Source organism: Collinsella sp. AM20-15AC (genome assembly GCF_003471405.1).
Classification (GTDB): Bacteria; Actinomycetota; Coriobacteriia; order Coriobacteriales; family Coriobacteriaceae; genus Collinsella.
Genome location: NZ_QRJA01000014.1, coordinates 23,269 through 46,657, shown reverse-complemented (window position 1 = coordinate 46,657; position 23,389 = coordinate 23,269). Strand labels below are relative to the sequence as shown.

Sequence of the window (23,389 nt, the reverse complement as noted above, 5' to 3'; positions counted from 1 at the left end):
TTGACAGTACAATGGAGGCGGACTATATCGCCGCCGCTCGTTGCGGCTAACGGATGTGCTGGAGCTCGCATGAACGATTTTCTAAACGGTCAAGTTGAGAACGACGGTTTTTTGCGCGTGGCAGCGGCCTCGCCCAAGATTCGCGTGGCCGATGTTGAGGGCAATGCCGAGGTTGCGCTGGCGGCTGTTCGCGAGGCTACCGAGCGCGGCGTTCGTGCGCTCGTGCTGCCCGAGCTTAACCTGACTGGTTATACCGCGGCTGATCTGTTCCATAACCGCACGCTGCTGCACGCCTGCGAGGCGGCGCTGGTGCGCATCCTCGATGAAACGCGTGAGTTGCCGATCGTCTTTACTGTTGGCTTGCCCGTTGCGGTGACCGAAAACATCTACAATTGCGCGGCCGTGTGCTGTGCGGGCGAGCTTTTGGGCCTTACGGCCAAAAAGTATCTGCCCAACTACGGTGAGTTCTACGAGCGCCGCTGGTTTGCTCCGGCGCCCGCCGATCCCGTGTGGGTTGAATTTGCCGGTCAAGGTCCGGTGCCGCTTGGCTCGGGACTTGTCTACCGCTGTTGTGATGAGGGTGCCGAGGACCTAGTGCTGGGCGTCGAGGTCTGTGAGGACCTGTGGGTGCCGGCGCCCCCTTCGACCGAGATGGCGCTTGCCGGTGCCACGGTGATCCTCAACCCGTCAGCCTCGGACGAGATCATCGGCAAGGCAGATTACCGTCGCAGCCTCATCTCCAACCAGAGCGCACGCCTGTACTGCGCCTATGCCTACGCAGACGCGAGCGAGGGCGAGTCCACGACCGACATGGTCTTTGCGGGCGAGAACCTTATCTACGAAAACGGCTCCAAGCTTGCCGCGACCAGGCTTCTCACCTGTGACATGGCCATCGCCGACGTCGATCTTGACCGTCTGGTTGCCGAGCGCCGTCGCTCGACGACGTGGACACGCGCCGACGATGCGCCGGAGGCCACGACTGTTGAGTTTTCGTTTGAGGGCGTGTTGGCCGAAGAACCCGTCCTGCGCGATGCCTGCGATATCGACCGCGTTTTCCCGCGTGCGCCCTTTGTGCCGGCCGACCACGGCGATCTGGCCGAGCGCTGCGAGACCATCCTCGACCTGCAGACTGCGGGCCTCAAGACGCGCCTTGCCCATACGGGCACCAAGGCAGCTGTTATCGGTCTTTCGGGCGGCTTGGACTCCACGCTGGCGCTGCTTGTGACTGTGCGTGCTTTCGATGCACTGGGGCTGCCGCGCACAGGTATCACGGCGGTCTCCATGCCCGGCTTTGGCACGACGCACCGCACCAAGTCCAATGCCGAGTCGCTTGCCCGCGACCTGGGTGTGAGCTTCCGCGAGGTTTCGATCCACGCGGCCGTGGAGCAGCACTTCAAGGACATTGAGCACGATCCGGCCGTGCAGGACGTGACTTACGAGAACAGCCAGGCGCGCGAGCGTACGCAGATTCTGATGGACCTGGCCAACCAGGCTGGCGGCTTTGTCATCGGCACCGGCGACCTGTCGGAGCTGGCGCTCGGCTGGGCTACGTACAATGGCGACCATATGAGCATGTACGCCCTCAACGCGAGCGTGCCCAAGACGCTCGTGCGTCATCTGGTTCGCTATGCGGCCGATGTCTTTGGCGGGCGTATTGCCGAGGTCTTGCTCGATATCCTCGATACTCCGGTGTCCCCCGAGCTTCTGCCGCCCACGGGCGACGGCGAGATTGCGCAGAAGACCGAGGATTTGGTGGGCCCGTACGAGCTGCACGACTACTTCCTCTACTACCTGTTGCGTTTTGGCTTTGAGCCGGGCAAGATCTACCGCATGGCGCTCAAGAGCTTTGAGGGCGTCTACGACGCCGAGACCGTCCACACGTGGCTGCGTACGTTCTACCGTCGCTTCTTTGCTCAGCAGTTTAAGCGCAGCTGCCTGCCCGATGGTCCCAAGGTGGGCTCGGTGACGCTTAGCCCGCGCGGCGATTGGCGCATGCCGAGCGACGCCAGCTCGCGTCTGTGGCTCGCACAGATCGACGCTCTCAATCCCATTGACTAAGGTTGGCTAAATTGAACCAATATAGGGGTTGCAAGCGGTACACTTTTGCAATCTGATGGCCCGTATCGCGCGGCGCTCTTGTCGGAGCGCCGCGTTTTTTATATCGAAAGGTGGCACCATGCAGGCATCGCAGCGTCTCGACCGCTTTGGCGCGGAGGTCTTCGCCTCGCTCAACAACAAGCTTCTCGCGCTGAAGGCTCAGGGCAAGACCATTTACAACATGAGCGTGGGCACGCCCGACTTTAAGCCGTACGACCACGTGGTCGAGGCGCTCACGCATGCAGCCCAAGATCCCGAGATGTGGAAGTATGCCCTGCGCGACCTGCCCGAACTCAAGCAGGCCGTGTGCGATTACTATGAGCGTCGCTTTGGCGTTTCGGGCATTACGCCGTCTATGGTGCAGTCGTGCAACGGTACGCAGGAGGGCGTGGGCCATTTGGGCCTGGCCCTGCTCGATCCGGGTGACACCATTTTGGTTCCCGATCCGTGCTACCCGGTCTTTGAGGCGGGCGCCAAGATCGCCGATGCCAAGCTTGAATACTATCCGTTGGTCGCCGAGCATAATTACCTGCCCTATGTGGCGGGTATCGATCCCGAGGTGGCCGATCGTGCCAAGTATATGATCGTGTCGCTGCCCGCAAACCCGGTCGGCTCGGTGGGCACGCCCGAGGTCTACGAGGAGATCATCGCTTTCGCCCGCGAGCACGACCTGCTCATCGTCCATGACAACGCATACTCCGATATCGTGTTCGACGGCGAGCCGGGCGGCAGCTTCTTGCAGTATCCCGGCGCGCTCGAGGTGGGCGTTGAGTTCTTCTCGCTCTCCAAGTCGTTTAACGTCACCGGTGCCCGCATCGGCTTTTTGGTCGGCCGCGAGGACGTGGTCTCGGCCTTTGCCAAGCTACGCAGCCAGATCGACTTTGGCATGTTCTTCCCGATCCAGAAGGCTGCTATCGCCTGCCTGAACGGTCCGCGCGATGAGGTCGAGGCGCAGCGTCTGAAGTACCAGGAGCGCCGCGATGCCCTGTGCGACGGTCTTGAGGGCCTGGGCTGGGAGCGTCCCAACGCGCATGGCTCTATGTTTGTGTGGGCCAAGCTTCCCGGTGGTCGCACCGATTCCATGGCGTTTTGCGAGGAGCTCATGGAGAAGGCCGGCGTTGTGGTGACGCCGGGCGCGAGCTTTGGTCCTTCGGGCGAGGGGCACGTGCGCATGGCGCTGGTCCTGCCGCCTGATCAGATTGCTTTGGCTGTCGAGGCCATTCGCGAGGCGGGCCTGTATTAGAAAGGTATTTCGGCTCGTCAATAGCTCGAAACCGATTTCGTGCAGTTATTTTACGAATCCTGCAAACAATTTCGGTAAACGGTCGATTTTTGGCTGCGAATAGGAGCATAATCAAAGTCCCGATTGGATGTATTGGGATTACGGCAAGCCGCTCGGGTCGTTCCCGGGCGGCTTGTTTGTGGAGAGAGATGGGAGTTTCTAATGGTTAACGAGAAGAAGGTCGCTATTGTCGGCTGCGGTTTCGTTGGTTCGTCTTCGGCGTTCGCGCTCATGCAGAGTGGTCTGTTCTCCGAGATGGTCCTCATCGACGTGGACAAGAACCGCGCCGAGGGTGAGGCTCTGGATATCGCGCACGGCATGACGTTTGCCGAGCCGATGAAGATCTACGCCGGCGATTATTCCGATGTCGCCGACGCCGCCATGATCGTTGTCACCGCTGGCGCTGCCCAGAAGCCCGGTGAGACTCGCCTGGACCTGGTCAACAAGAACGTCAACATCTTTAAGTCCATTATCCCCGAGATTAAGAAGTCCGGCTTTGACGGCATTCTGCTCATCGTCTCCAACCCGGTCGATGTTCTGACCTACGCCGCCATCAAGATGTCCGGCCTGCCCGAGGGCCACGTCATCGGTTCCGGCACCGTGCTCGACACTGGCCGCCTACAGCAGATGCTTGGCGCTCACGTCGAGGTTGACCCGCGCGATGTCCAGGCCTATGTCATGGGTGAGCACGGCGACTCCGAGTTTGTCGCTTGGTCCAGCGCTCAGGTTGCCGGCGTTCCGCTGAACACCTTCTGCGAGCTTCACGGTCATCTTGAGCATGAGGCTGCCGAGAAGCGCATCGCCGAGGACGTCAAGAACTCCGCCTACACCATCATCGAGAAGAAGCACGCCACCTACTACGGCGTCGCCATGGCCGTCAAGCGCATCTGCACTGCCGTCATGCGCGATGAGCAGACCGTTCTGCCTGTCTCCTCGCTCATGGTGGGCGAGTACGGCCTGTCCGATCTTGCCATCTCCATGCCGACCGTCGTTGGCCGCGACGGCGTTGTCTGCCGCGTCCCCGTGCCGCTGAACGATGACGAGCAGCATGAGCTTACCGCCTCCGCCAAGGCCCTCAAGGACATCATCGACAGCGTCGACTTCTCCTGCTAAATCAAGCTCTTTTGGGCAACAGGCTACAATGAAAGGCGTCCGGGTCCACACGGCCCGGGCGCCTTTTTGGTGCAAAGTAACCTGACCCCAATGCACCATAGTTGATGGGAGGGCCATGTCGGATTCGCCTAATTTTTTGACCTATGCCCAGACGGCGTTTGATCCGTTTGAGGAGCGGCCGTTCTGCGCGGTGGATAGCCTGGTCTTTGCGTGGTTGTCCTATTTGCGTTTGCCGGGTGATATGGCGGAGCTGACGAACTGGCAGGGCCTAGACGTACGCGAGTTGCTGCGTGCCGAGTGCTACCGGGACATGATTGGCGACTTGTGGGACCCAGAGGGGAGCAGGGCCTTGTTGGAGGCCGTGGCAGCAAGCCCTCGCTACCGTGGCGTGCACGTTTGTGGCTATCATGCCGTGAGCGATGTGGTGGCGACAGAGCAGTTTGCAGCCATGGCGTTCCGGTTTCCGGCGGGGTTTAGTTATCTTTCCTTCCGGGGGACCGACAGTACGATTGTGGGCTGGAAAGAGGACTTTAACATGGCATTCCGGTGTCCTGTGCCGGCCCAGGAATCCGCGGCGCGTTATGTGGGCGAGGCAGCGGATGCGATTGACGGGCCGCTTTTGTGCGGAGGTCATTCCAAGGGTGGAAACCTTGCGGTGTACGGTGCGGCGATGTGCTCCGATGTCGCCCGTGAGCGAATCGAGCGGGTGTATTCCCATGATGGTCCGGGCTTCGTCGAGGAGTTTCTGAACGGCAACGCCTTTGCCGATCTTTCCGGGCGAATCGACAAGACGCTTCCTCGGTCGTCGATCTTTGGCATGATGTTCGAGACGCAGGAGGACTATGCCATCGTTGAGAGCACCGAGTTCAGCCTGCTGCAGCATAATCCCTTTAGCTGGGTGGTTGATGGTCGCGACTTCGTGTACTGTGAGCGCCTGTCCGCCGGTGCTCGATACGTTGATGGCTCCATTCGCGAGATGCTGCTTGCAGTGTCACCTAGCGAACGCGAGCGTTTTGTAGATGCGTTGTTCTCCGTGTTTGAGGCTACGGGTGCTGAGCGGTTTTCGGATATCGCCGGGAATCTGCGCGAGAGCCTGCCCGTGATGCTCCAGGCTGCGCAAGGCTTTGACGAGGATACGCGACGCTTTGTCTCGCAGACCATCGTGGCAATCCTTAAATGCGCACTGCTGCCCAAACGACCCCAGATCGACATGCCCGCTGCCGGCAAGAGTTTGGCAGAACAGCTCGAGGCTTGGCAGTCCGAGCTCCTGCGCTAACCATTGGTGCAAAGCAGCCTGTCCCCAAAGCACCAAGCTTCGATGCGCCTGGGGCGGGCTCGACCGCTATACTGGTTCGTGCCGAAATCGATCTAGAACGGAATGCCGTATATGAAAATCAATCACGCGATTCTGCATATTCTGGACTTTGACTCTGCCGTCAACGTCATGAGCCAGCGAGAGCTCGATATCGAGAGCCGCACCGTGCGCAACTTTGTGACCACACATTTGCGCCGTGCCCGTACATCGGCCGATAACAAGCGCGCCACGTTTGCCGAGAACTCCGCATTCGGCGGCGAGCTCAAGGGCTATTTCTTTGGCGAGCGCGAGTTCGTGGACCTGTCGCAGCAGATTGCGGAGTTTATCTCCTCCGAGCTTACCAAGGCCGAGAAAGCCGAGTCCACTGACGTGCTCGTGGCGGACTTTGATGACGATGAGGATGCCCGCTGGTTTGCCGTGATGCTGCTGGGCTCCAAGCAAGCTTTTATGCACGAAGTGGGCCGCGAGGAGGGGGAGGTGCGCAACGACATCGCGCGCCACTACGCCATTCTGCCGAACCCCTCGCAAAAGGTGCCGAGCTATGCCATCGTGCGCGCGAGCACCATGGAGATCGGCTATGTGGACAAGAAGCGTAAGATTGCCGGCGAGGACCGTATGCTTATCCCCGATGGCCTGCTGCAGTGCGACACGGGCGTATCGGGCAAGGAGGTCATCGACACCGTGACGCGCGTGGTCGAGGAAGTCGCCGAGGAGCACGGTGCCAATACGGCCGTGGCGCTCGCTAAGGTTAAGGCTGCCGTTGCCGAGAAGGTTGAGGATGACGAGGAACTGCCGCCCTGGGATATCGTCGATGAGGTCTTTGAGGACGAGCCGGTCATCAAGGAAAGCGTGCGCGCGGCACTGACCGAGGAGAAGGTGCCCGAGCGCGTGCCTGTGGAGCGCAAGCAGGTCGAGCGTGCGGCCGTGCGCAATCACAAGATCCGTACCGACACGGGCATCGAGATCAGCTTTCCGGCCGAGATGGGCTCGAACTCCGAGTACATCGAGTTCGTCAACGAACCCAACGGCCTCATCTCCATCGAGCTCAAAAACATCGGCAGCATCGAGAATCGATAAACTGCGCTTGGACGCTGCAGAAAAACAAAGGTCGAAACCCTTCGGGACTTCGGCCTTTTTGCTTGGAGCTGAATTGAGTTGCAGACTGAGCATACGTCAGCGAAAACGCCCCTAGGCGAGCAAGGTGACGTGAAAGAGGAGGGCATTGACCTTTTGGTCATGCCCGACGATTGAACGTCAGATTGCCGCTTAGGGGCGTTTGCAGCGTCGAGCCGTTACGCGGTTTGGTAAAACCGCGTAACACTACAGCTGACGCAGGCCTTCCTCGAGGCCGGTCTTGCTGTCGGTCTTCTCGTCGCGCATCTTGATGACGCGGGCGGGGACACCGGCCACGACGGCACCAGCGGGGACGTCCTCGACGCACACGGCGCCGGCGGCAACGACAGCGCCCTTGCCTACGTGCACGCCTTCCAGGACCACGGCGTTGGCGCCGATCATGACATCGTCCTCGATGATGACGGGCGTGGCGCTTGCGGGTTCAACGACGCCTGCCAACACGGTTCCAGCGCCGATGTGGCAGTTCTTGCCCACTGTGGCGCGGCCGCCCAGCACGGCGCCCATGTCGATCATGGAGCCCTCACCGATAACGGAGCCGATATTGATGATGGCACCCATCATGATGACGGCGCGGTCGCCGATCTCGACGCGGTCGCGGATGATCGCGCCCGGCTCGATGCGGGCGTTGATGCCCTTGAGGTCGAGCATGGGCACGGCGGAGTTGCGGCAGTCGTTCTCCACATCGTAGTAATCGATGGAATCGGCATTGGCGACCAGGATGGTCTTAAGCTCATCCCAGTTACCAAAGACGGTCTTGCCGCGATGACCGCCGTAGACGTGCGCATTGCCCCACTGGACCTTCATGCCCGGCTTCTCGCGCACGTACAGTTTGACGGGCGTTTTCTTGGGCGCGGTGGCGATGTAGTTGATAATCTCCTGTGCATCCATCTCGGCTGCGTTACTCATATGCTGTTTCTCCTTTTCGTGGATACGGTTGATACCTGGTTAGGCAAACATGACCTGGTCGAAGGTGTAGAAGCCGGGGTCGCGGGTGATGAGCTTCTGGGCGGCGGCCAGGGCGCCGTTGACAAAGATCTGGCGGCTCGTGGCACGGTGTGTGAGCGTGACCTCCTCGTCCTGGCCAAAGAAACTCACTTCGTGCACGCCGGCGACAGTGCCACCGCGCAGCGAGTGCATGCCGATCTCCTTGGGGTCGCGCGCTCCGCACATGCCCTCGCGGCCATAGACGGGGTGGTAGCCCGCCTCGGGCTCGGCTTCGACGACGGCATCGAGCAGCAACTTGGCAGTGCCGCTGGGGGCGTCGACCTTTTGGTTATGGTGCGTCTCGACGATTTCGCAGTCAAAGCCGGGCAGCTCGCGTGTGGCCTGTGCTACCAGATGACGCAGGGCTGCGATACCGATGGAGTAATTGCCGGAGTGCATGACGCGGGCGTTCTGACCCAGCTCGCGCAGGCGATCCATCTGCTCTGGTGTGTAGCCCGTGGTGCCCGAGACCAACGCGGCGCCTGTACGCTCGACATAGGCGACGACGGCATCGAAGGTCACGACGTTCGAGAAGTCGATGATGACGTCGGCTGCCGGGGCACTCTCGAGCTCGGACAAGTCGAAGCCGATCTGGGCGACGATATCAAAAACGGGCTGACCGGCGGCGTCGACAACGCCCTCGGCGGTGGTGCGGATGAGCGAGCCCATACGGCCCGTTCCCATAATGACGGTCTTAATCAAGCAGACCAGCTCCCTTCAGAGCATCGGTAAGTGCAGCGCGCGTGTCGTTGGCCATGGGGCACAGCGGCATGCGGTAGTTTGCCTCGATCATACCCATCTGTGCGAGCGCTTCCTTAACAGGGATGGGGTTGACCTCGCTAAAGAGGGCGTTGATGAGCGGCTGACCGGCGATCTGGATATCGCGGGCGCGCTCCACGTCACCGTCCAGATAGGCGCGGCACATGTCGTGCACGAGCTGCGGCTGAACATCGGCCCACACGCTGATGGTGCCCGAGGCACCCAGGCTCATGAGCGGCACGGTGAGGGCGTCCTCGCCCGAGTACATGCGGAAGTCGTCGGACAGCAGGTGGGCGATCTTGGCCGCGTAGGCGACGTTGCCCGAGGCTTCCTTAATACCCATGATGTTGGGGTGCGCGGCCAAGCGCTCCACATTGCGCTCGCTGATGCCGCAGCCGCAGCGGCCGGGGATGTTGTACAGGATGCAGGGGATATCTACGGCATCGGCAACGGTCTTAAAGTGCTGGTAGATGCCCTCTTCGTTGGACTTGTTGTAGTAGGGGGTAATGAGCAGCAGGCCGTCGGCGCCCAGGCCCTGATAGGTGAGCGACTTGGTGAGCATGGTCTGCGTGGAGTTGGAGCCCGAGCCGGCGATGACGGGGGCACGGCCTGCAACCTGCTTGACCACCGCGGCGACAACGGAGTTGTCCTCATCGTCAGTCATCGTGGCGCTCTCGCCGGTGGTGCCCAGGGTGAGGATGGCGTCGGTACCGTTTTGCAGGTGGAAATCGATAAGGCGCTCGAGCGCGTCAAAGTCGACGCTTCCGTCCTTTTTAAACGGCGTGACGAGGGCGACGATCGAACCCTCGAGGTTGCGGATATCCATGTTCTTCTCCTTCGCTTCCGCGATCTGGATGCGTTTGTTCCACTGAGCGGCGACGGCCAGACGCTCGTCCAGGGCGCGACGGCGGGCACTTTCGGCGCGCGACTTGGCCAGCAGCTCTCGGCCGCTCGGCAGCACGTCGAGCGTGGCAAAGTAATCGCCCGGGCGCTCAGCACGGCGGATGAGGTCGGCCGAGCCATCGGGGCGCAGCAGCACCTCGGCGGAGCGCAGACGGCCGTTGTAGTTGTAGCCCATGGAGTAGCCATGCGCGCCGGTATCGTGGATCACGAGCAGGTCGCCCATGTCGATATGCGGCAACTCGCGATCAATGGCGAACTTGTCATTGTTCTCGCATAGGTTGCCCGTGATGTCGTAGGTGTCCGTAACGGGTGCTGCGGTCTTGTCGGCGCCACCCGGCTGACCCATCACCGTGATGTGGTGGTAAGCGCCATACATGGCAGGGCGGATCAGATCGACGGCGCTTGCGTCGACACCGATATAGTCCTTGTAGATCTGCTTCTCGTGGATGGCCTTGGTGACCAGGCAGCCGTAGGGGCCCATCATAAAGCGGCCCATCTCGGTGCAGATGGCCACATCGCCCATGCCGGCAGGAACCAGGATCTCGTCGTATGCCGCGTGCACCCCCTCGCCGATGGCGTGAATGTCGTTGGCCTGCTGCTCGGGCAGATAGGGGATGCCGACGCCGCCGGACAGATTGATGAAGGCGACGTGTGCGCCGGTCTCGCGCTCCAGGCGCACGGCAAGCTCAAAGAGGATGCGCGCAAGCTTGGGGTAGTAGTCGTTGGTGACGGTGTTGCTGGCAAGGAATGCGTGGATACCAAAGTCCTCGGCACCCTTGGCCTTGAGCGTGCGAAAGGCCTCGAAGAGCTGCTCGGTGGTCATGCCGTACTTGGAGTCGCCCGGGTTGTCCATGATGCCGTTGGAGAGCTGGAACAGGCCACCCGGATTAAAGCGGCAGCTGACCGTCTTGGGGATGGGCCCCGCAACGTGCTCAAAGAACTCGATGTGGCTGATGTCGTCAAAGTTGACGATGGCACCCAGCTTGTCGGCGAGCTCAAAGTCCGCCGCCGGCGTGTCGTTGGACGAGAACATGATGTCGTGTCCCGTGATGCCCAGCGAGCGGGCGATCATGAGCTCGGTATAGCTCGAGCAATCGCAGCCGCAGCCGTATTCGTTGAGAATGGAGATGAGCGCCGGGTTGGGGTTGGCCTTGACGGCAAAGTATTCCTTAAAGCCCGGGTTCCATGCAAAGGCGTCGCGCACTTCTTGCATGTTGCGGCGGATGCCCGCCTCGTCGTATAGATGAAATGGCGTGGGGAACTGCTCGACGATATGCTCGAGCGTCTCCTTGTCCACAAACGGCTGCTTAGCCGCATATGCTTCGTTGGGGGTCAATGCCATGTCCCGTAAACCTCGCTATCCAGACGGCGCTACCTGCGCATCGAATCCGCATAGCGTGGACCCAATGTCCGGATAGCGCTCCCGCATTGCTGCAGACAGTCCTGCGGGTGTTTCCCGCAGGCCCACCAGGCTGTTCGTGCCCGAAAAACCCAGTTCGGCGGGTTTCGCCTCCCCGCGGGGTCAAAGCCTGCCGGCTCGCCCGCGGCTCTTCGTGCCCGCGCCTCTATCAAGTGGTAACGACCCTACCACGTTGCACTTTACCAAACAAGAGTATTCGTATATAACGTTTAAAAAATGCAGGGATATGCTGGAAACATGTGTGCCACAATCCTGTATCACAATAAGTTGCAACAGGTGTGCCTCACGAAGGGATTCTCTATGACCGAGCTCCAAGAACTCCGTCGCTATCGCCGCGATCTTCATCGCATTCCGGAGCTCGATTTCGATCTTCCGCAGACGATCGCCTATATCGAGGGCGTGTTGGCGCCGCTCGCTTGTGAGGTGACCCATCCGTGCCCCAGCTGCGTCTGCGCTTTCTTCGACGCTGGCGTTGGTGCCGTGCATGCCACGGCGATTCGCGCCGACATGGACGCCCTGCCCATCGCGGAGGCAACGGGCGCGGCCTTTGCCTCGACGCATCCCGGCAAGATGCACGCCTGCGGGCACGATGGGCACATGGCTATGGCACTTGCTGCGGCAACCTACGTTGACCGTACGATTCGCGAGCAGCCGGGTGCCATCAAGCGCAACGTGCTCTTTGTGTTCCAGCCTGCCGAGGAGACGACCGGTGGCGCCAAGACGGTTTGTGAGAGTGGGGTGTTTGAGCGCTACGGGGCGGACCGCATCTTCGGGTTCCACGTATGGCCCGACCTGCCTGCGAACACGTTGGCGAGCTGCTCCGGCCCATTGCTGGCGCGTTCGAGTGAGACACACATTCATATCCATGGCACGAGCATCCATATCGCTAAGACCTATGGCGTTCCGGTCGAGGAGTCGCACGATGCGGCGCTGGCGGCTGCCAAGTTCTTGGTTTCCGAGCGCGAGCTCATGGACGAGTTGGGTGTCGACGAGCCCTGCATTGGTAAGTTCGGCCTGCTGCAGGCCGGCACCGTCTGCAATGCGGTGGCGGGGGAGGCCCATGTTGCCGGCAGCCTACGTGTGTTTACGGACGACATGTTCGACCGCGCGCGCGAGGGCGTGCGCCGCGTGCTGGACGATGCCTGCGTCGCAACGGGCTGCACATATGACCTCGATTTTGCCGAGGGCTATCCGCCGGTCGATAACGACCCCGAGCTGTTCGCCCACATTGCGCCTGTCTTGTCCGAGCTGCAACTCGTGGATGAGCCTTTGCTGATTGCCGAGGACTTCGCTTTCTATCAGCGCCATCTGCCAGGCGTGTTCTTCCTCCTGGGTACGGGCGTGCCGGAGGGACAAGATAATCCGATCGATTCGGATGGCTGCCCCGCCTATGCCACGAGCGCCCTTCACACTGATACCATGCTCTTTGACGAGGAAATCCTACTCAAAGGCCTCGATGTCTACAAACGATTGCTTGGCTTGGAGTGACGATGGAACGACGCCGACAGTCTGCCGTATATAGTCCGGGTGGATGCGGATGCGGTTTGCTGCTGCTTCCGGTCATCGCTGTGAGCATTGGCGTGATGTTTGTGTTTGCTGGGCTGGCTGCGGCGGCACTCGTACTGTTTATCACCGCCATCGGCGTGACGGTCTGGCTGTGCCGTTCTCGCGAGCGGCGCCGCGCCGACGGTAAGACCAATGTCGGCTGGGTCGTCTTCCTGATCATTGCGTACCTATTGAGCATCAGCTACCTGGTGTTCTTTGTCCTAATGATGATCAGTGCCTTTACCGGGAAATCCGTCACGGTGGGTTGATGCGCTGCCAGCAGACGGTCACGCAAAGTGCGTTTGCTCGGCGTCTGGATAGCTGCATTGGCCGTTTACCGCAACCTTAGCCCTCAGCTAATGAATTCAAGTTCAATCCTTTCTACGATGTGCTGTGTGCCGGCACGGTAGCCGGATCGTAGGAAGGATGAATAATGGCAAAAGAGGGAAAGAAGCCGATCGGCAAGATTGTCCTAGGCGTCATCGTGGTGCTGGTTATCGTCGGTGCCGTGGGTTCTATGGGTGGCAATTCAACCGATTCGTCTGCGAGCGATTCGGCAAAACCTGTCGAGGCGACACAGCAGGCTGAGGAGCAAAAAGAACCGCAAGAACCGTATACCATTGCTGATGAGGCTGAAGACACCTCCAATCAGTTTGCCTATAAGATCACGGGCACGCTGACCAATAACACGGACAAGGAAAAGAGCTACATTCAGATTGAGTATGTTCTGTATGATGCCGATGGCAACCAGGTTGGAACGGCTCTTGCAAACACCAATCATCTGAAGGCGGGCGGCTCCTGGAAGTTCGAGGCGCTGGGTACGGTGTCTCCCGACCAGGTTGCTAGCTGGGAGCGTTCGGACGTAAGCGGTTTCTAGCATGTTGCATGCACTGGGGGAGGTGAAGTCGTATGCCCGAAAAAAAGCTGACTGAGGAGTTGCTCAATGAGCTTCTCGATGCGCCGAACATCGATGGCTATATCAGGGAGCACGACTTTGCCGCCCCGTCGCTTTCGGACTACCTGAAGCAGCTGCTGCAGGAAAAGGGCTTGGAGCGCTCGCGCGTGGTTCGTATGGCCGATCTCAATGAGACCTTTGGCTATCAGATCTTTACCGGTGCGCGTCACCCGAGTCGCAATAAGGTGCTGCAGATTGCCTTTGCGATGGCGCTGACGCTCAAGGAGACCAACCGTGCGCTGACGGCTGCCGGGGTAAGCGTCCTTAACTGCAAGGATCGCCGTGATGCGATTATCATCTTTTGCATCGATCGCGGGTGTAGCCTCCAAAAGGTTAACGAGGAGCTGTATCGCTTTGGTGAGGAGACGGTGAGTTAGCGGCTGATATCTGAGCCGGCGGGGCTGCCGAACAACGATGCAAGCGAACGGGGCGCGGATGCCATGGGGTGTCTGCGCCCTGCGCTATGATGGAGGCTATGGATACTCAGACCACAACATATTCCGATGACGAGCTGACCGCAGCGCTTGCCGAGCACCTGGCGTCGCTCGGTCGCGACGACAGCTATCGCGTGGAGCGTGTACTTAAGCGCTCGTCCGTTGAAACAACCGAGCTCGTGTACTTTGAAGGAACCGGCGGTGGTTCGCTCGGCCCCTTTGTCCGTAAACGCATCGATGCTTCGGCTCAAATCGGCGGGGCATACGAGCGTCTGTTTGCCTCTCAGCGGGCAGGCAGGCGTTTTGAGCACCTGCCCAGAATCGTCGATTGTCGTCGTGTGGGCGACGAGCTCAACGTGGTTATGGAATACATCGAAGGGGAGACGCTCGGGGCGCTGGTGGACCGTCTGGGAGCCACCCCCGATTATGCACGTGAATTGTATCCTGCCCTATGCGATGCCGTGGGCGAGCTCCACGCCGGTTTTGCAATGGCGGGGGAGACGTCGGCGCCGGTGATCCATCGCGACCTCAAGCCGTCGAATATCATCGTGACGGGTGCCAACTATACGTCTGATGACGGCCTGACGTTTTCGTCGCTGGTGATTATCGACTTGGGGATTGCGCGCGTATGGCGCGATGGTGCCGATGCCGACACCGTCAAGTTTGGCACGCGGCCCTATGCGCCGCCCGAGCAGTATGGGTTTGGGCAGACGAGCGTGCGCAGCGACGTCTACGCACTTGGCGCCCTGTTGTTCTTCTGCTTGACGGGAGTCGACCCTAAACCAGGGCTCGACATGCGCGAGCAATGCGAGGCGCGTGGCATTCCCACTCCACTTGCCGATGCCGTCTGCATGTCGATGGCGCTCGACCCGGCCAAGCGTTTTGCGAGTGCGGAGGCATTGGGACGGGCGACGCGCGCGGCATACGATCTGAGCCGCCCCGTGCGGCCTCCTGCGCCTGCGCCTGTCCGTACTCCGGCCTCGGAGACGGTGTTGATGCTCCAAGGGCTCCAGAACCCCGCAGGGCTTCCTAGGCCTGCCGCCTCCGCTGCATGCGGTCTGCTCTCTCGCGTTCCGGAGTCTCTGGGGCGCATTTGGAATACGCTTGTCTGCTTCTCCCTACTTGTGTTCTTTGCCGGAAGTCACTTTGCCGTCTTTCACCCCACGGGAGCAAACCAAAGCTACCCGACGTGGTTTCTCATAATCGAGTATTTTTTCTTTGTTGATGGCCTTATGGTGCTTATGCATTTTGTGCTGCTCGATAAGCGCCGTCTTCGTCGGCGATTCGCACTGCTCGACAGCTATCGCGGCAAGAAACTCGCGAAACTCTGGCTCAAGGCATTGGGTGTGCTGCTCCTATGCATGATCGTCATAGTCGCGGTTGCCAATGCGACCGGCGTCGTCGATACCTCCGCTACCTAAAAGAAAAGGGCCCCATTGGGGCCCTTTGCAGTTGCGCTTAGATGCGGTTCATCTGAGCGGCGACTTTGTTGTACCAGTCCTGCCACGTGGGCGGGCAGTACTTTTTGGCCGCTGCCGGGGTAAGGGTGGAGCCGTAGTTGGCGCCCAGATAGGCAACGTGAGCGGAGATGCCCTCGCTCCAGCTGCCAAAGCTGCGCCAACCGCCGCCACGGGCACTCCAGCCCCAGGCGTTGTAAGAATTGGCGCAATAAGCACCCTTGGTGCTCTCGATGCAGGCGATGGCGGGGGACCAACGGGGGTCGACACCGGTATTCCAAGCGGCGACGGCAAAGTTATAGCCCTGGCCTGCCATGGGGGAGCCGGCGAGATAATTGTCGATGCGGCTCGTCCACTCATTGATGAACGAATCGTAATCGGAGCTACCGGTATTGGCGTTGTTCACCGTGGTGTCGATGGTGGTGTTGGTGTTGGTGGCCTGGCTGCTGGAATTGCTGCCGCTTACGCCCTCGCCCGAGAGCTTCTCGGCGGCAGCGGCCTTATCGGCCTCAAGCTTGGCAAGCTCGGCGGCATTTTCCTGCTCGGCTTTTGCCTGCGCCTCGCTGCGGAGCTGCTGGGCCTGAGCCAACGCATCCTCGGCGTTTTTCTGCTCTGCCTCAAGCTGAGACTTGGCCTGCTGGAGCTCAGCCTTGTTCTGCTCGAGTTCGGTTTGCATGTTATTGAGCTGTTCGATCTCGTCGACGCTCGAGCTCGTGATCTGGTTGGTGTATTTGCAGGTCGTGATGAACTCACCCAGGCTCTGCGCGTTGACCAGGAAGCTCACGATGGGGTTGGTGCCCTTCTGATACTTGTACAGATCGCGCATGGCGGAGCTTGCCTTGGCCTGCTGCTCGGGAAGCTTAGCCTCGATTTCCTCGATGCTTGCCTCATTGGAGTCAATCTGCTTTTGCAGGTCATCGAGTTTGGTGCGGGCGTCGTTGTAGGCGCTCGTGGCGGCTTCGATCTTCTGCTGGGCTGCGGAAAGCTGGTCCTGCGTTGCCTGCGAGGCGGCATACGCCGCAACGGGGGAGAGCATCGGCGTGGCCGTCAGCGCAACGGCGAGCGCGGCGCTCGTGATGATACGAGCCGGCTTCGACGCAATGAGCGCTGCGGCGCGATGATTCGAATGCTGCATCCAGTCCCTCTGCAATCAATCGTAGGTTATGGTTCGAACGGTATTCTACTACTGCTTTCGACCTCAACTTGAACCTTAAAGGTTCCAAAGGGTCAAGTTGAACTTGAGGCTTTGGCTTTGACCTGCAGTTATGATGAATTGTTGAGAAACCATAGAGTTCAACTTTAACGTTACGGAGCCCTATTTGAGAGGTGTTTTGGGCTGTAAAAGCTATCTCAACGTGGGGTTTTACAACTACAGCGTGCCCTCCTGACGAGCCCGCTCAATCTCTTCGAGGGCCTCGGCAGGGGTGAACGAGCAGGTGCCGTCGCCGAGCTTGACCACCTGGATGTCGTCGCCGATATGGACCTCTCCGCCCTTTAACACCACGCCAAAAACGCCCTCGTGGGGAAAGATGCAGTCGCCGGCGAGATAGTAGATGGCACAGCGTGTGTGGCAGACCTTGCCGATTTGGCTGATTTCGACAAGCACCTCGCTGCCAAGTTTGAGCTGCGTGCCCATGGGGAGCGAGAGTAGATTGATGCCTTGCGTGGTGAAGTTCTCCCCAAAGTCACCCTGGCGCACATCGAGTCCGCGGGCCTGCGCCGTCTGGATGGACTCTGCGGCCAAAAAGGAAACCTGACGGTGCCAATGCCCGGCGTGTGCGTCGGAGGCGAGGCCAAATTGTTCTATAACGGTGTCGTGTCCATCCGCGACGGGCGACTTGCGTGTGCCCTTGTGCGCCGACGTGTTGATTGAGACGATGCGGGCGGGCCTGTCGTAGGCATCGTTTGCCGTGCGTAGGGGAACGGCCGTTTGTGCGCGTTCCGCCAGCTCGCGCTTCGTGGCATTGAGGATAGGATTATCGGTCGGATGGTCTTGGGGCACGTGCGCGCCTTTCGTTCGAGGATGTCAATACGCTGAATCCTACAACAATGGTAGGTTCATTGCCCATTGTCATACAACGGTGAGCGCCGTCTTCGTGCTGGACGATTACGTCGATTGCCATAGATACGGTGGAGCTTTGGGCGCCGGCGGTTTGGCACGCTAGAATAAATCAGTTGCGCAAAGACCGCCCGTTGTGTGGGCAGTTCATGATAGGAAGTTTCCATGGCATTGCAGTTTACAGAGCGCGAGTTCATTCCCGTGCTGCTCGGTGGCGACATCAACGCCTATTCGGTGGCGCGCGCCTTCTACGAGGAGTACCAGGTCAAGAGCCTGGTCTTTGGCAAGTACCAGACGGGTCCCGCGTACCGCAGCCAGATTATCGACTACACGCCCAACGTGGATATCGATACCATGCCCGTGATGCTCAGGACCGTCAACGGCATTGCCCAAGCGCATGCCGATAAGACGATTGTCCTTGTGGGCTGTGGCGATAACTATGTTGCCCTCGTGGCTCAGGCCAAGGATGCCCATGAGTTGGCGGATAACATCGTCGCGCCTTACGCTCCCTATAGCATGCTTGAGCAGTGTCAGAAGAAGGAGATCTTCTACGAGCTGTGCGAGAAGCATGGCGTGCCCTATCCGCATACCTTTACCTTCACCATGGCGATGCTGAACGCCCAAGGCGAGGCACCTGCCGAAGTGCTCGACCAGATTGACTTCCCCTACCCGATGATTCTGAAGCCTTCTGACGGCATCATGTGGTGGCAGCACGAGTTCGAGGGCCAGAAAAAGGCCTATGAGATTGCCGACCGTGCCGAGCTGGAACAGGTCATTCGCGACTCGTATGCCAGCGGCTACACCGACGACCTGATCTTGCAGGATCGCGTGCCCGGCAATGACGAGTACATGCGCGTGCTCACCAGTTATTCCGACCGCAACGGCAAGGTGCGCATGATGTGCCTGGGCCATGTGCTGCTCGAGGAGCATCAGCCTCACGGTGTCGGCAACCACGCCTGTATCATCACCGAGCCCAATGACGAGCTCATGGGCGGCGTGCGCAAGTTGCTCGAGGACCTTCACTTTGTGGGCTATTCCAACTTTGACGTTAAGTACGACGAGCGCGACGGCTCGTTTAAGTTCTTCGATTTCAACACGCGCCAAGGTCGTAGCAACTACTACGTTACCAACAGCGGCTTTAACGTTGCCAAGTATGTGGTGGACGAGTATGTGTTCAACCGTCCGTTTGAGCCGGAGTTTGTGACGGCACAGGACGAGGCACTGTGGATGGTCGTCCCCATGGGCGTCGTCGACAAGTACGTCAAGGATCCCGAGTTGCGCGCGAAGGTGCATCGCCTGGACAAGGAAGGCAAGGGCGCCGACCCTTCGTTTATGAAGGGCGACTTTGTCTTTAACCGCTGGCTGCGCATGTGGCACACCAAGCTGCGCCACTTTAAGCTGTTCAAGACGTATTACAAATAGATGAGTGCGGCGCCCGTCCGGTTTGCATCGGGCGGGCGCGGGTATGATACGCGCAATTGCGCAAACGTCACCAAGGAGGCGGCGATGGAAAAGCTGGGAGTTATCGGCGGCATGGGCGCCGAGGCCACGTCGTATTACTACGACCAGGTGGTGCGCCATACGGCTGCTGCCTGCGATCAGGAACATATCGACATGGTGGTGCTCTCCAAGTCGACCATGCCCGACCGCACGCTTGCCATTAAGACCGGCGAGCATGCCAAGCTGCTGGCGACCATGAAAGAGTGTGCCCAGGCACTCGAGTCGCTGGGCTGTGCGCACATTGCCATTCCCTGCAACACGTCGCACTACTTCTACGACCAGATCCAGTCGTTTACGAAGGTGCCGATTATCCACATGCCGCGTGAGTCGGTGCGCTATGCCCTTGCGGGTGCGGTGATGGGGGAGTGCGAGTTCGACCCCAACCTGAGTATGCCGGCCGAGCCGGTGCACAAGATTGGCATTATGGGCACCGACGGAACCGTGGGCGCGGGCGTCTACGGCCGCGAATGCGAGGCTGCGGGTGTTGAGGTCGTCTATCCCAGCGAGAAACGTCAGAACGATGTGATGTCGCTTATCTACGATGATGTGAAGGCCGGACGTGAGCCCGATATGGATAAGTTCGACCGCGTGATGTGGGAGTTCGCCCGTAGCGGCTGCGACCGTGTCATTCTGGCCTGCACCGAGCTATCGGTGCTGCAGAAGTATCGAGAGATGCCCGAGATCACCCTCGATGCTATGGATGTCCTGGTGCGCGAATCCATCATCCGCAGCGGCGTCCCCTACCGCCTCTAGCTTCCGACCCGTCAAAAAGGGACAGGTTAATTTTGGTAGGTTTTATCTGGTGAAACAGTAAAGGCCTCGGCTCGTTTGGTGCGAGCCGAGGCCTTTTGCGTTGGGCGGTTGCTGCCGGTGGCGAACTAGAACAGGAAGCCGATGGCGATGAGGGCGATGCTGACGATGAGCACGGCGATGTCCAGGCCCTTGATGGGGTAGCGCTTGTACGAGCTGGCGCGTGTACGCAGATAGAAGCCGCGCTGTTCTGCCGCCAAGGCTGTAGCATCGGTCTTGCCCACGCTCGAGATGAGCAGTGGCACGCACAGTGGCAGCATGAGCTTAAGCTTCTTGATGGGGTTCTTGGTGTCGTACTCGACGCCGCGTGCGGTCTGCGCTTCCATGATGGCGTTCATCTCCTGACCAAACACCGGCACAAAGCGCAGCGCCGTGGTAAAGGTGAAGGCATAGCGATACGGTACGTGCAGCACCTCGACGCAGGCGTTGGCAAGGTCGTTGAGCTTGGTCACCATGAGCATGAGGATGAGCGGTAACGCCACACCCAGCAGGCGCAGACAGGCCTTCGATCCTGTGATGAGGCCCGTGTCGGTGATAAAGCCCCACACAACGTTGCCATCGCGCATAAAGGCCAGCTGGAGCACCAGCATGATAAGCGCGAGCGGAATCAGCAACTTGAGCAGCGAGAACAGACGGTCGACGACACCGGCATAGGCACCCAGCGCAAGGGTGAGTGCCAAAAAGCCCAGCAGCGCCACGTAGGTGTCGGACAAGAAGATGCCGACGATGATGGCGGCGGCGAGGCCCAGTTTGACGACGGGGTTCAGGCGATGCAGCAGCGTATCGCCCGGCATGTAGTCGATGACGTTAACCACGGTGGACCATCTCCTTGGTAATTCGAACGACATCGGTGACCTCGCTCACCTGCGCAAAAGCGGGCGAGACGGAAGATGCCAGGCGGCGCGAGAGTTCAATAACCTGGGGAGGCTCCACGTAGGCACGCCGCATGAGATCGATGTTCGAGAATAGCTCGTGCGTGCGGCCGCGGTCGAGGATGCGACCGTCGGCCATTACTACGATACGCTCGGCAAAGTCGGAAACGACTTCCATGTCGTGACAGACCATAATCACGGCGCAACCACGCTCGGCCATGGTGCGCACCGTTTCCATGACGGTCATGCACTCGCGGTAATCAAGGCCGCTCGTGGGCTCGTCGAGCACGACGATCTTGGGCTCAACCACTACGACGGAGGCAAGCGCCACCATTTGTCGCTGACCGCGCGAGAGCGAGAAGGGCGCCTCGTCGGCCGGCAAGCCAAAGCGGTCGATGACGAGCTGGGCGCGACGCAGCGCCTCGGCACGGTCGATGCCGGTAAGCTCCAGGCCAAAGGCGACCTCGTCGAGCACGGTGTCCTTGCAGATCTGGCGGTCGGGGTTTTGGAAGAGGGTCGCGACCTCGCGGGCGATACGGCTCGTGGGAACGGCCGCGGTATCCAGTCCCGTGACGCGCACGCTGCCCGAGGCGGGCTTAAGCAGGCCTGTGAGCAGCTTGGTGAGCGTGGTCTTGCCGGCACCGTTTTGGCCGACGATACCCACGAGCTCGCCGGGATAGAGGGTCAGGTTGAGGTCGTGGACGGCGGCGCCGCCATTGGGATAGACAAACTCAACATGATCGAAGGTGAGCACGGGCTCGGCGTCCTTGGCGTGCGGGCGCAACGACGGTGCGTGCGGTGAGCCGGCGGGTGCCTGAATGTCGCTGCTTGCGTGTGCGGGGTCGACGATGCCCGAAATCAGGCGCTCGGCCTCATCGACATCCAAGCAAGGGGTACCGCTTACCAGGCCATCGGCCTCGAGGCTATTGAAGATACGCGTGACGCGAGGGCAGTCGACGCCGATGGCACGGAGCTCGTCGGTATGCGCGAAGACCTCGTGTGGCTCGCCCTGCAGCGCGATTTCTCCATGGTTGAGCACGAGCACGCGGTTGCAGTACTCCGAGAGTAGGGCGATCTTTTGCTCAACGACGACGATGGTGATTCCAAGCGCGCGGTTTGCCTCACGCAGCGTCTCGAAGACCAACGTGGAGCTGGCGGGGTCGAGTGCCGCGGTGGGCTCGTCGAGAACCAAGACGCGCGGACGCATGGCGAGGATGGCAGCGATGGCCACCTTTTGCTTCTGTCCGCCCGAGAGGGTGGCGATCTCGCGGTCACGCAGGTCGCTGATGCCGACGGTCTCGAGCGTTTCACTCACGCGCCGCTCGATCTGGTCGTGGGGAACGCCAAAGTTCTCGAGGCCAAAGAGCATCTCGTCCTCGACGACCGAAGCGACCATCTGCGTGTCGATATCCTGCAGCACACTGCCGACGATTTGCGACACGTCGGTGAGCGAGGCTTCGCAGGTGTCGTGGCCGTCTACCATGACGGCCCCAAAGAACGTGCCGGTGTAGTGGTGGGGCACGGCACCCGACAGGCAGGCGGCAAGCGTGGACTTGCCGGCGCCCGAGGGCCCGATGATGCCGATGAAATCTCCCTTGTTCACGCTGAGCGAGATGTGGCTGAGCGCCCGCTCGGTCTGCGTGCCATAGGAGAACGAGACATCGTCGACGTTGATGATCGTTTCCATGGATACCTTTCATAGTCATTGGGGACGTTCTTACATGACCAGTCGTTTAAGAACGTCCCCAAGAGTTAACTGTTTGGGACAGTCTTTGCCGGTGGAGCACGGAGACGGCTTTACGAGGGGCCCCAGGTTGGCGCGAAAGAGGAGCGAAGCGTACTTGGGTACGCGAGCGACGAATGAACGCCAAGATGGGGTGGCTCGTAAAGCCGAGTGGGTTAGTTGAGCCTAAGGGCCTTCTGGATGGGCAGATAGAGGGCGCCGACCAGAATGGCGTTAAAGACGGCGGTCATGGCGACGACGGGCAACATAGCGGCGGCGAGCTCGCCGACCACGCCAAGCATGGCCATCTTGATAACCATGAAGATGACGCCGGAGACAAAGGTGGTCACGAAGGTAGCGACGATGGCGACGGCAGGCTTAACCTGACCGTTCTTGCCGGCGGCGTTGACGATGCCGGCCATGAGCATGGCGGCGATGCCCTCGGCGGCAAAATCGACGAACGGCGAAGTGGTGGTGATCTGGATCACGGCAGCCGAGATGAGGCCAATGACGAGCGCCTGGCCGATGTTGGGGCGAACGACCAGGATGGTGAGGCAGAAGGCCGAGATGATGAACTCGGGGCTGATCATGCCGCCCGAGATGCCCGAGATTGCCTTGCCGACGGTGAAGTTGAGGATGAAGCCGGCGGCGAGCAGGATGGCGAGCAGGACGAGAGCACGGACGTCGAGTTTGCCGCGGTCGGCGGTCTGGACGGTGCGGGGCTGGGCGGCGGTGGTGTTCTGAGACATGGTGAAAATCCTTTCGGAATGGGAGTGCAAGAGAAAAGCGGAGGCGCGTGATGCGAATGCGATCGGGCTCGAGATAGAAAAAGGCCCCCGGTCGAAACCGGAGGCCTTCCAATCACCTAGAGCGCAAAAACAGGCGTGAGGGACTCACTGTCGACCGATCCTATTCGCATCACGCCACCACCAGTTGTTGAGAGACTTCATCGTGTTCTTCATGTTGGTGGCTCCTTTCGTGATGCCGTGGCGCGGTCGCACCTAATTGCTGTTGCGCTGCACTATAG

At 60.2% G+C, this 23,389-nt stretch carries 20 protein-coding genes and 1 riboswitch; of the genes, 12 read left to right on the top strand and 8 right to left on the bottom strand.

Annotated elements, in window-relative coordinates; genetic code table 11:
* Nucleotides 1-69 precede the first annotated feature (69 nt).
* The 5 genes from DW233_RS06050 to DW233_RS06030 all read left to right on the top strand — a co-directional run bounded on the left by DW233_RS06050 (nt 70) and on the right by DW233_RS06030 (nt 6,884).
* Nucleotides 70-2,058, top strand: coding sequence for an NAD(+) synthase (locus DW233_RS06050; RefSeq protein WP_118267258.1), 1,989 nt, complete (start codon nt 70-72; stop codon nt 2,056-2,058).
* A 118-nt stretch (nt 2,059-2,176) separates the two neighbouring features.
* The gene (locus tag DW233_RS06045; RefSeq protein ID WP_118267256.1) at nt 2,177-3,340 is read left to right on the top strand and encodes a pyridoxal phosphate-dependent aminotransferase; all 1,164 of its coding nucleotides are present in this window, start codon (nt 2,177-2,179) and stop codon (nt 3,338-3,340) included.
* A gap of 201 nt (nt 3,341-3,541) precedes the next feature.
* On the top strand, nt 3,542-4,492 hold the full coding sequence (locus DW233_RS06040; RefSeq protein ID WP_006234343.1) for an L-lactate dehydrogenase: 951 nt from the start codon (nt 3,542-3,544) through the stop codon (nt 4,490-4,492).
* Nucleotides 4,493-4,607: 115 nt separating this feature from the next.
* Complete coding sequence (locus DW233_RS06035; RefSeq protein ID WP_118267254.1) at nt 4,608-5,768, top strand: Mbeg1-like protein; 1,161 nt, start codon at nt 4,608-4,610, stop codon at nt 5,766-5,768.
* A gap of 111 nt (nt 5,769-5,879) precedes the next feature.
* Nucleotides 5,880-6,884 (top strand): nucleoid-associated protein, encoded by a 1,005-nt coding sequence (locus DW233_RS06030; protein WP_022094136.1) that lies wholly within the window; start codon nt 5,880-5,882, stop codon nt 6,882-6,884.
* Between the two features lie 243 nt (nt 6,885-7,127).
* Here the strand turns inward: DW233_RS06030 and dapD are convergent, their stop codons facing one another.
* From dapD to dapA, 3 genes are read right to left on the bottom strand one after another with little or no spacing between them, the layout of a single operon-like run.
* Nucleotides 7,128-7,847, bottom strand: a complete 720-nt coding sequence (gene dapD / locus DW233_RS06025) for a 2,3,4,5-tetrahydropyridine-2,6-dicarboxylate N-acetyltransferase (RefSeq protein ID WP_118267252.1) — start codon at nt 7,845-7,847, stop codon at nt 7,128-7,130.
* Between the two features lie 39 nt (nt 7,848-7,886).
* A complete protein-coding gene (dapB, locus tag DW233_RS06020; protein WP_199574597.1) occupies nt 7,887-8,627 on the bottom strand; it encodes a 4-hydroxy-tetrahydrodipicolinate reductase in 741 nt (246 codons plus the stop codon).
* A complete protein-coding gene (dapA, locus tag DW233_RS10450) occupies nt 8,620-10,929 on the bottom strand; it encodes a 4-hydroxy-tetrahydrodipicolinate synthase (RefSeq protein ID WP_118267250.1) in 2,310 nt (769 codons plus the stop codon). The genes dapB and dapA overlap by 8 nt, the downstream gene beginning before the upstream one ends.
* Nucleotides 10,930-10,994: 65 nt before the next feature.
* Nucleotides 10,995-11,163: riboswitch (Lysine riboswitch) on the bottom strand.
* Nucleotides 11,164-11,307: 144 nt separating this feature from the next.
* On the opposite strand from dapA, the gene DW233_RS06010 reads away from it, so the two are divergent.
* The 5 genes from DW233_RS06010 to DW233_RS05990 all read left to right on the top strand — a co-directional run bounded on the left by DW233_RS06010 (nt 11,308) and on the right by DW233_RS05990 (nt 15,362).
* The gene (locus DW233_RS06010) at nt 11,308-12,495 is read left to right on the top strand and encodes an N-acetyldiaminopimelate deacetylase (protein ID WP_118267248.1); all 1,188 of its coding nucleotides are present in this window, start codon (nt 11,308-11,310) and stop codon (nt 12,493-12,495) included.
* Nucleotides 12,496-12,497: 2 nt separating this feature from the next.
* Nucleotides 12,498-12,821, top strand: a complete 324-nt coding sequence (locus tag DW233_RS06005) for a hypothetical protein (protein ID WP_147357138.1) — start codon at nt 12,498-12,500, stop codon at nt 12,819-12,821.
* A 164-nt stretch (nt 12,822-12,985) separates the two neighbouring features.
* The gene (locus DW233_RS06000; protein WP_118267244.1) at nt 12,986-13,429 is read left to right on the top strand and encodes an FxLYD domain-containing protein; all 444 of its coding nucleotides are present in this window, start codon (nt 12,986-12,988) and stop codon (nt 13,427-13,429) included.
* A gap of 32 nt (nt 13,430-13,461) precedes the next feature.
* Nucleotides 13,462-13,884 (top strand): XRE family transcriptional regulator, encoded by a 423-nt coding sequence (locus tag DW233_RS05995; protein ID WP_118267242.1) that lies wholly within the window; start codon nt 13,462-13,464, stop codon nt 13,882-13,884.
* 98 nt (nt 13,885-13,982) lie between these two features.
* Nucleotides 13,983-15,362: a protein kinase gene (locus tag DW233_RS05990; protein ID WP_158567817.1), complete on the top strand. Its 1,380-nt coding sequence runs from the start codon at nt 13,983-13,985 to the stop codon at nt 15,360-15,362.
* Between the two features lie 37 nt (nt 15,363-15,399).
* Here DW233_RS05990 and DW233_RS05985 read toward each other — a convergent pair whose 3' ends face one another.
* On the bottom strand, nt 15,400-16,533 hold the full coding sequence (locus DW233_RS05985; RefSeq protein WP_099431497.1) for a glucosaminidase domain-containing protein: 1,134 nt from the start codon (nt 16,531-16,533) through the stop codon (nt 15,400-15,402).
* Nucleotides 16,534-16,767: 234 nt separating this feature from the next.
* The gene (locus DW233_RS05980; RefSeq protein ID WP_118267238.1) at nt 16,768-17,400 is read right to left on the bottom strand and encodes an MOSC domain-containing protein; all 633 of its coding nucleotides are present in this window, start codon (nt 17,398-17,400) and stop codon (nt 16,768-16,770) included.
* A gap of 222 nt (nt 17,401-17,622) precedes the next feature.
* Between DW233_RS05980 and DW233_RS05975 the strand changes: the two genes are divergently transcribed.
* Nucleotides 17,623-18,879, top strand: coding sequence for an ATP-grasp domain-containing protein (locus DW233_RS05975; protein WP_099431498.1), 1,257 nt, complete (start codon nt 17,623-17,625; stop codon nt 18,877-18,879).
* An 84-nt stretch (nt 18,880-18,963) separates the two neighbouring features.
* Nucleotides 18,964-19,710: an aspartate/glutamate racemase family protein gene (locus tag DW233_RS05970; RefSeq protein WP_231501595.1), complete on the top strand. Its 747-nt coding sequence runs from the start codon at nt 18,964-18,966 to the stop codon at nt 19,708-19,710.
* Nucleotides 19,711-19,835: 125 nt separating this feature from the next.
* Here the strand turns inward: DW233_RS05970 and DW233_RS05965 are convergent, their stop codons facing one another.
* From DW233_RS05965 to DW233_RS05955, 3 genes are all read right to left on the bottom strand, one after another.
* The gene (locus tag DW233_RS05965) at nt 19,836-20,582 is read right to left on the bottom strand and encodes an energy-coupling factor transporter transmembrane protein EcfT (protein ID WP_022094111.1); all 747 of its coding nucleotides are present in this window, start codon (nt 20,580-20,582) and stop codon (nt 19,836-19,838) included.
* Nucleotides 20,575-22,326 (bottom strand): ABC transporter ATP-binding protein, encoded by a 1,752-nt coding sequence (locus DW233_RS05960; RefSeq protein WP_118267234.1) that lies wholly within the window; start codon nt 22,324-22,326, stop codon nt 20,575-20,577. The genes DW233_RS05965 and DW233_RS05960 overlap by 8 nt, the downstream gene beginning before the upstream one ends.
* 212 nt (nt 22,327-22,538) lie before the next feature.
* Complete coding sequence (locus DW233_RS05955; RefSeq protein ID WP_118267232.1) at nt 22,539-23,111, bottom strand: hypothetical protein; 573 nt, start codon at nt 23,109-23,111, stop codon at nt 22,539-22,541.
* Nucleotides 23,112-23,389 lie beyond the last annotated feature (278 nt).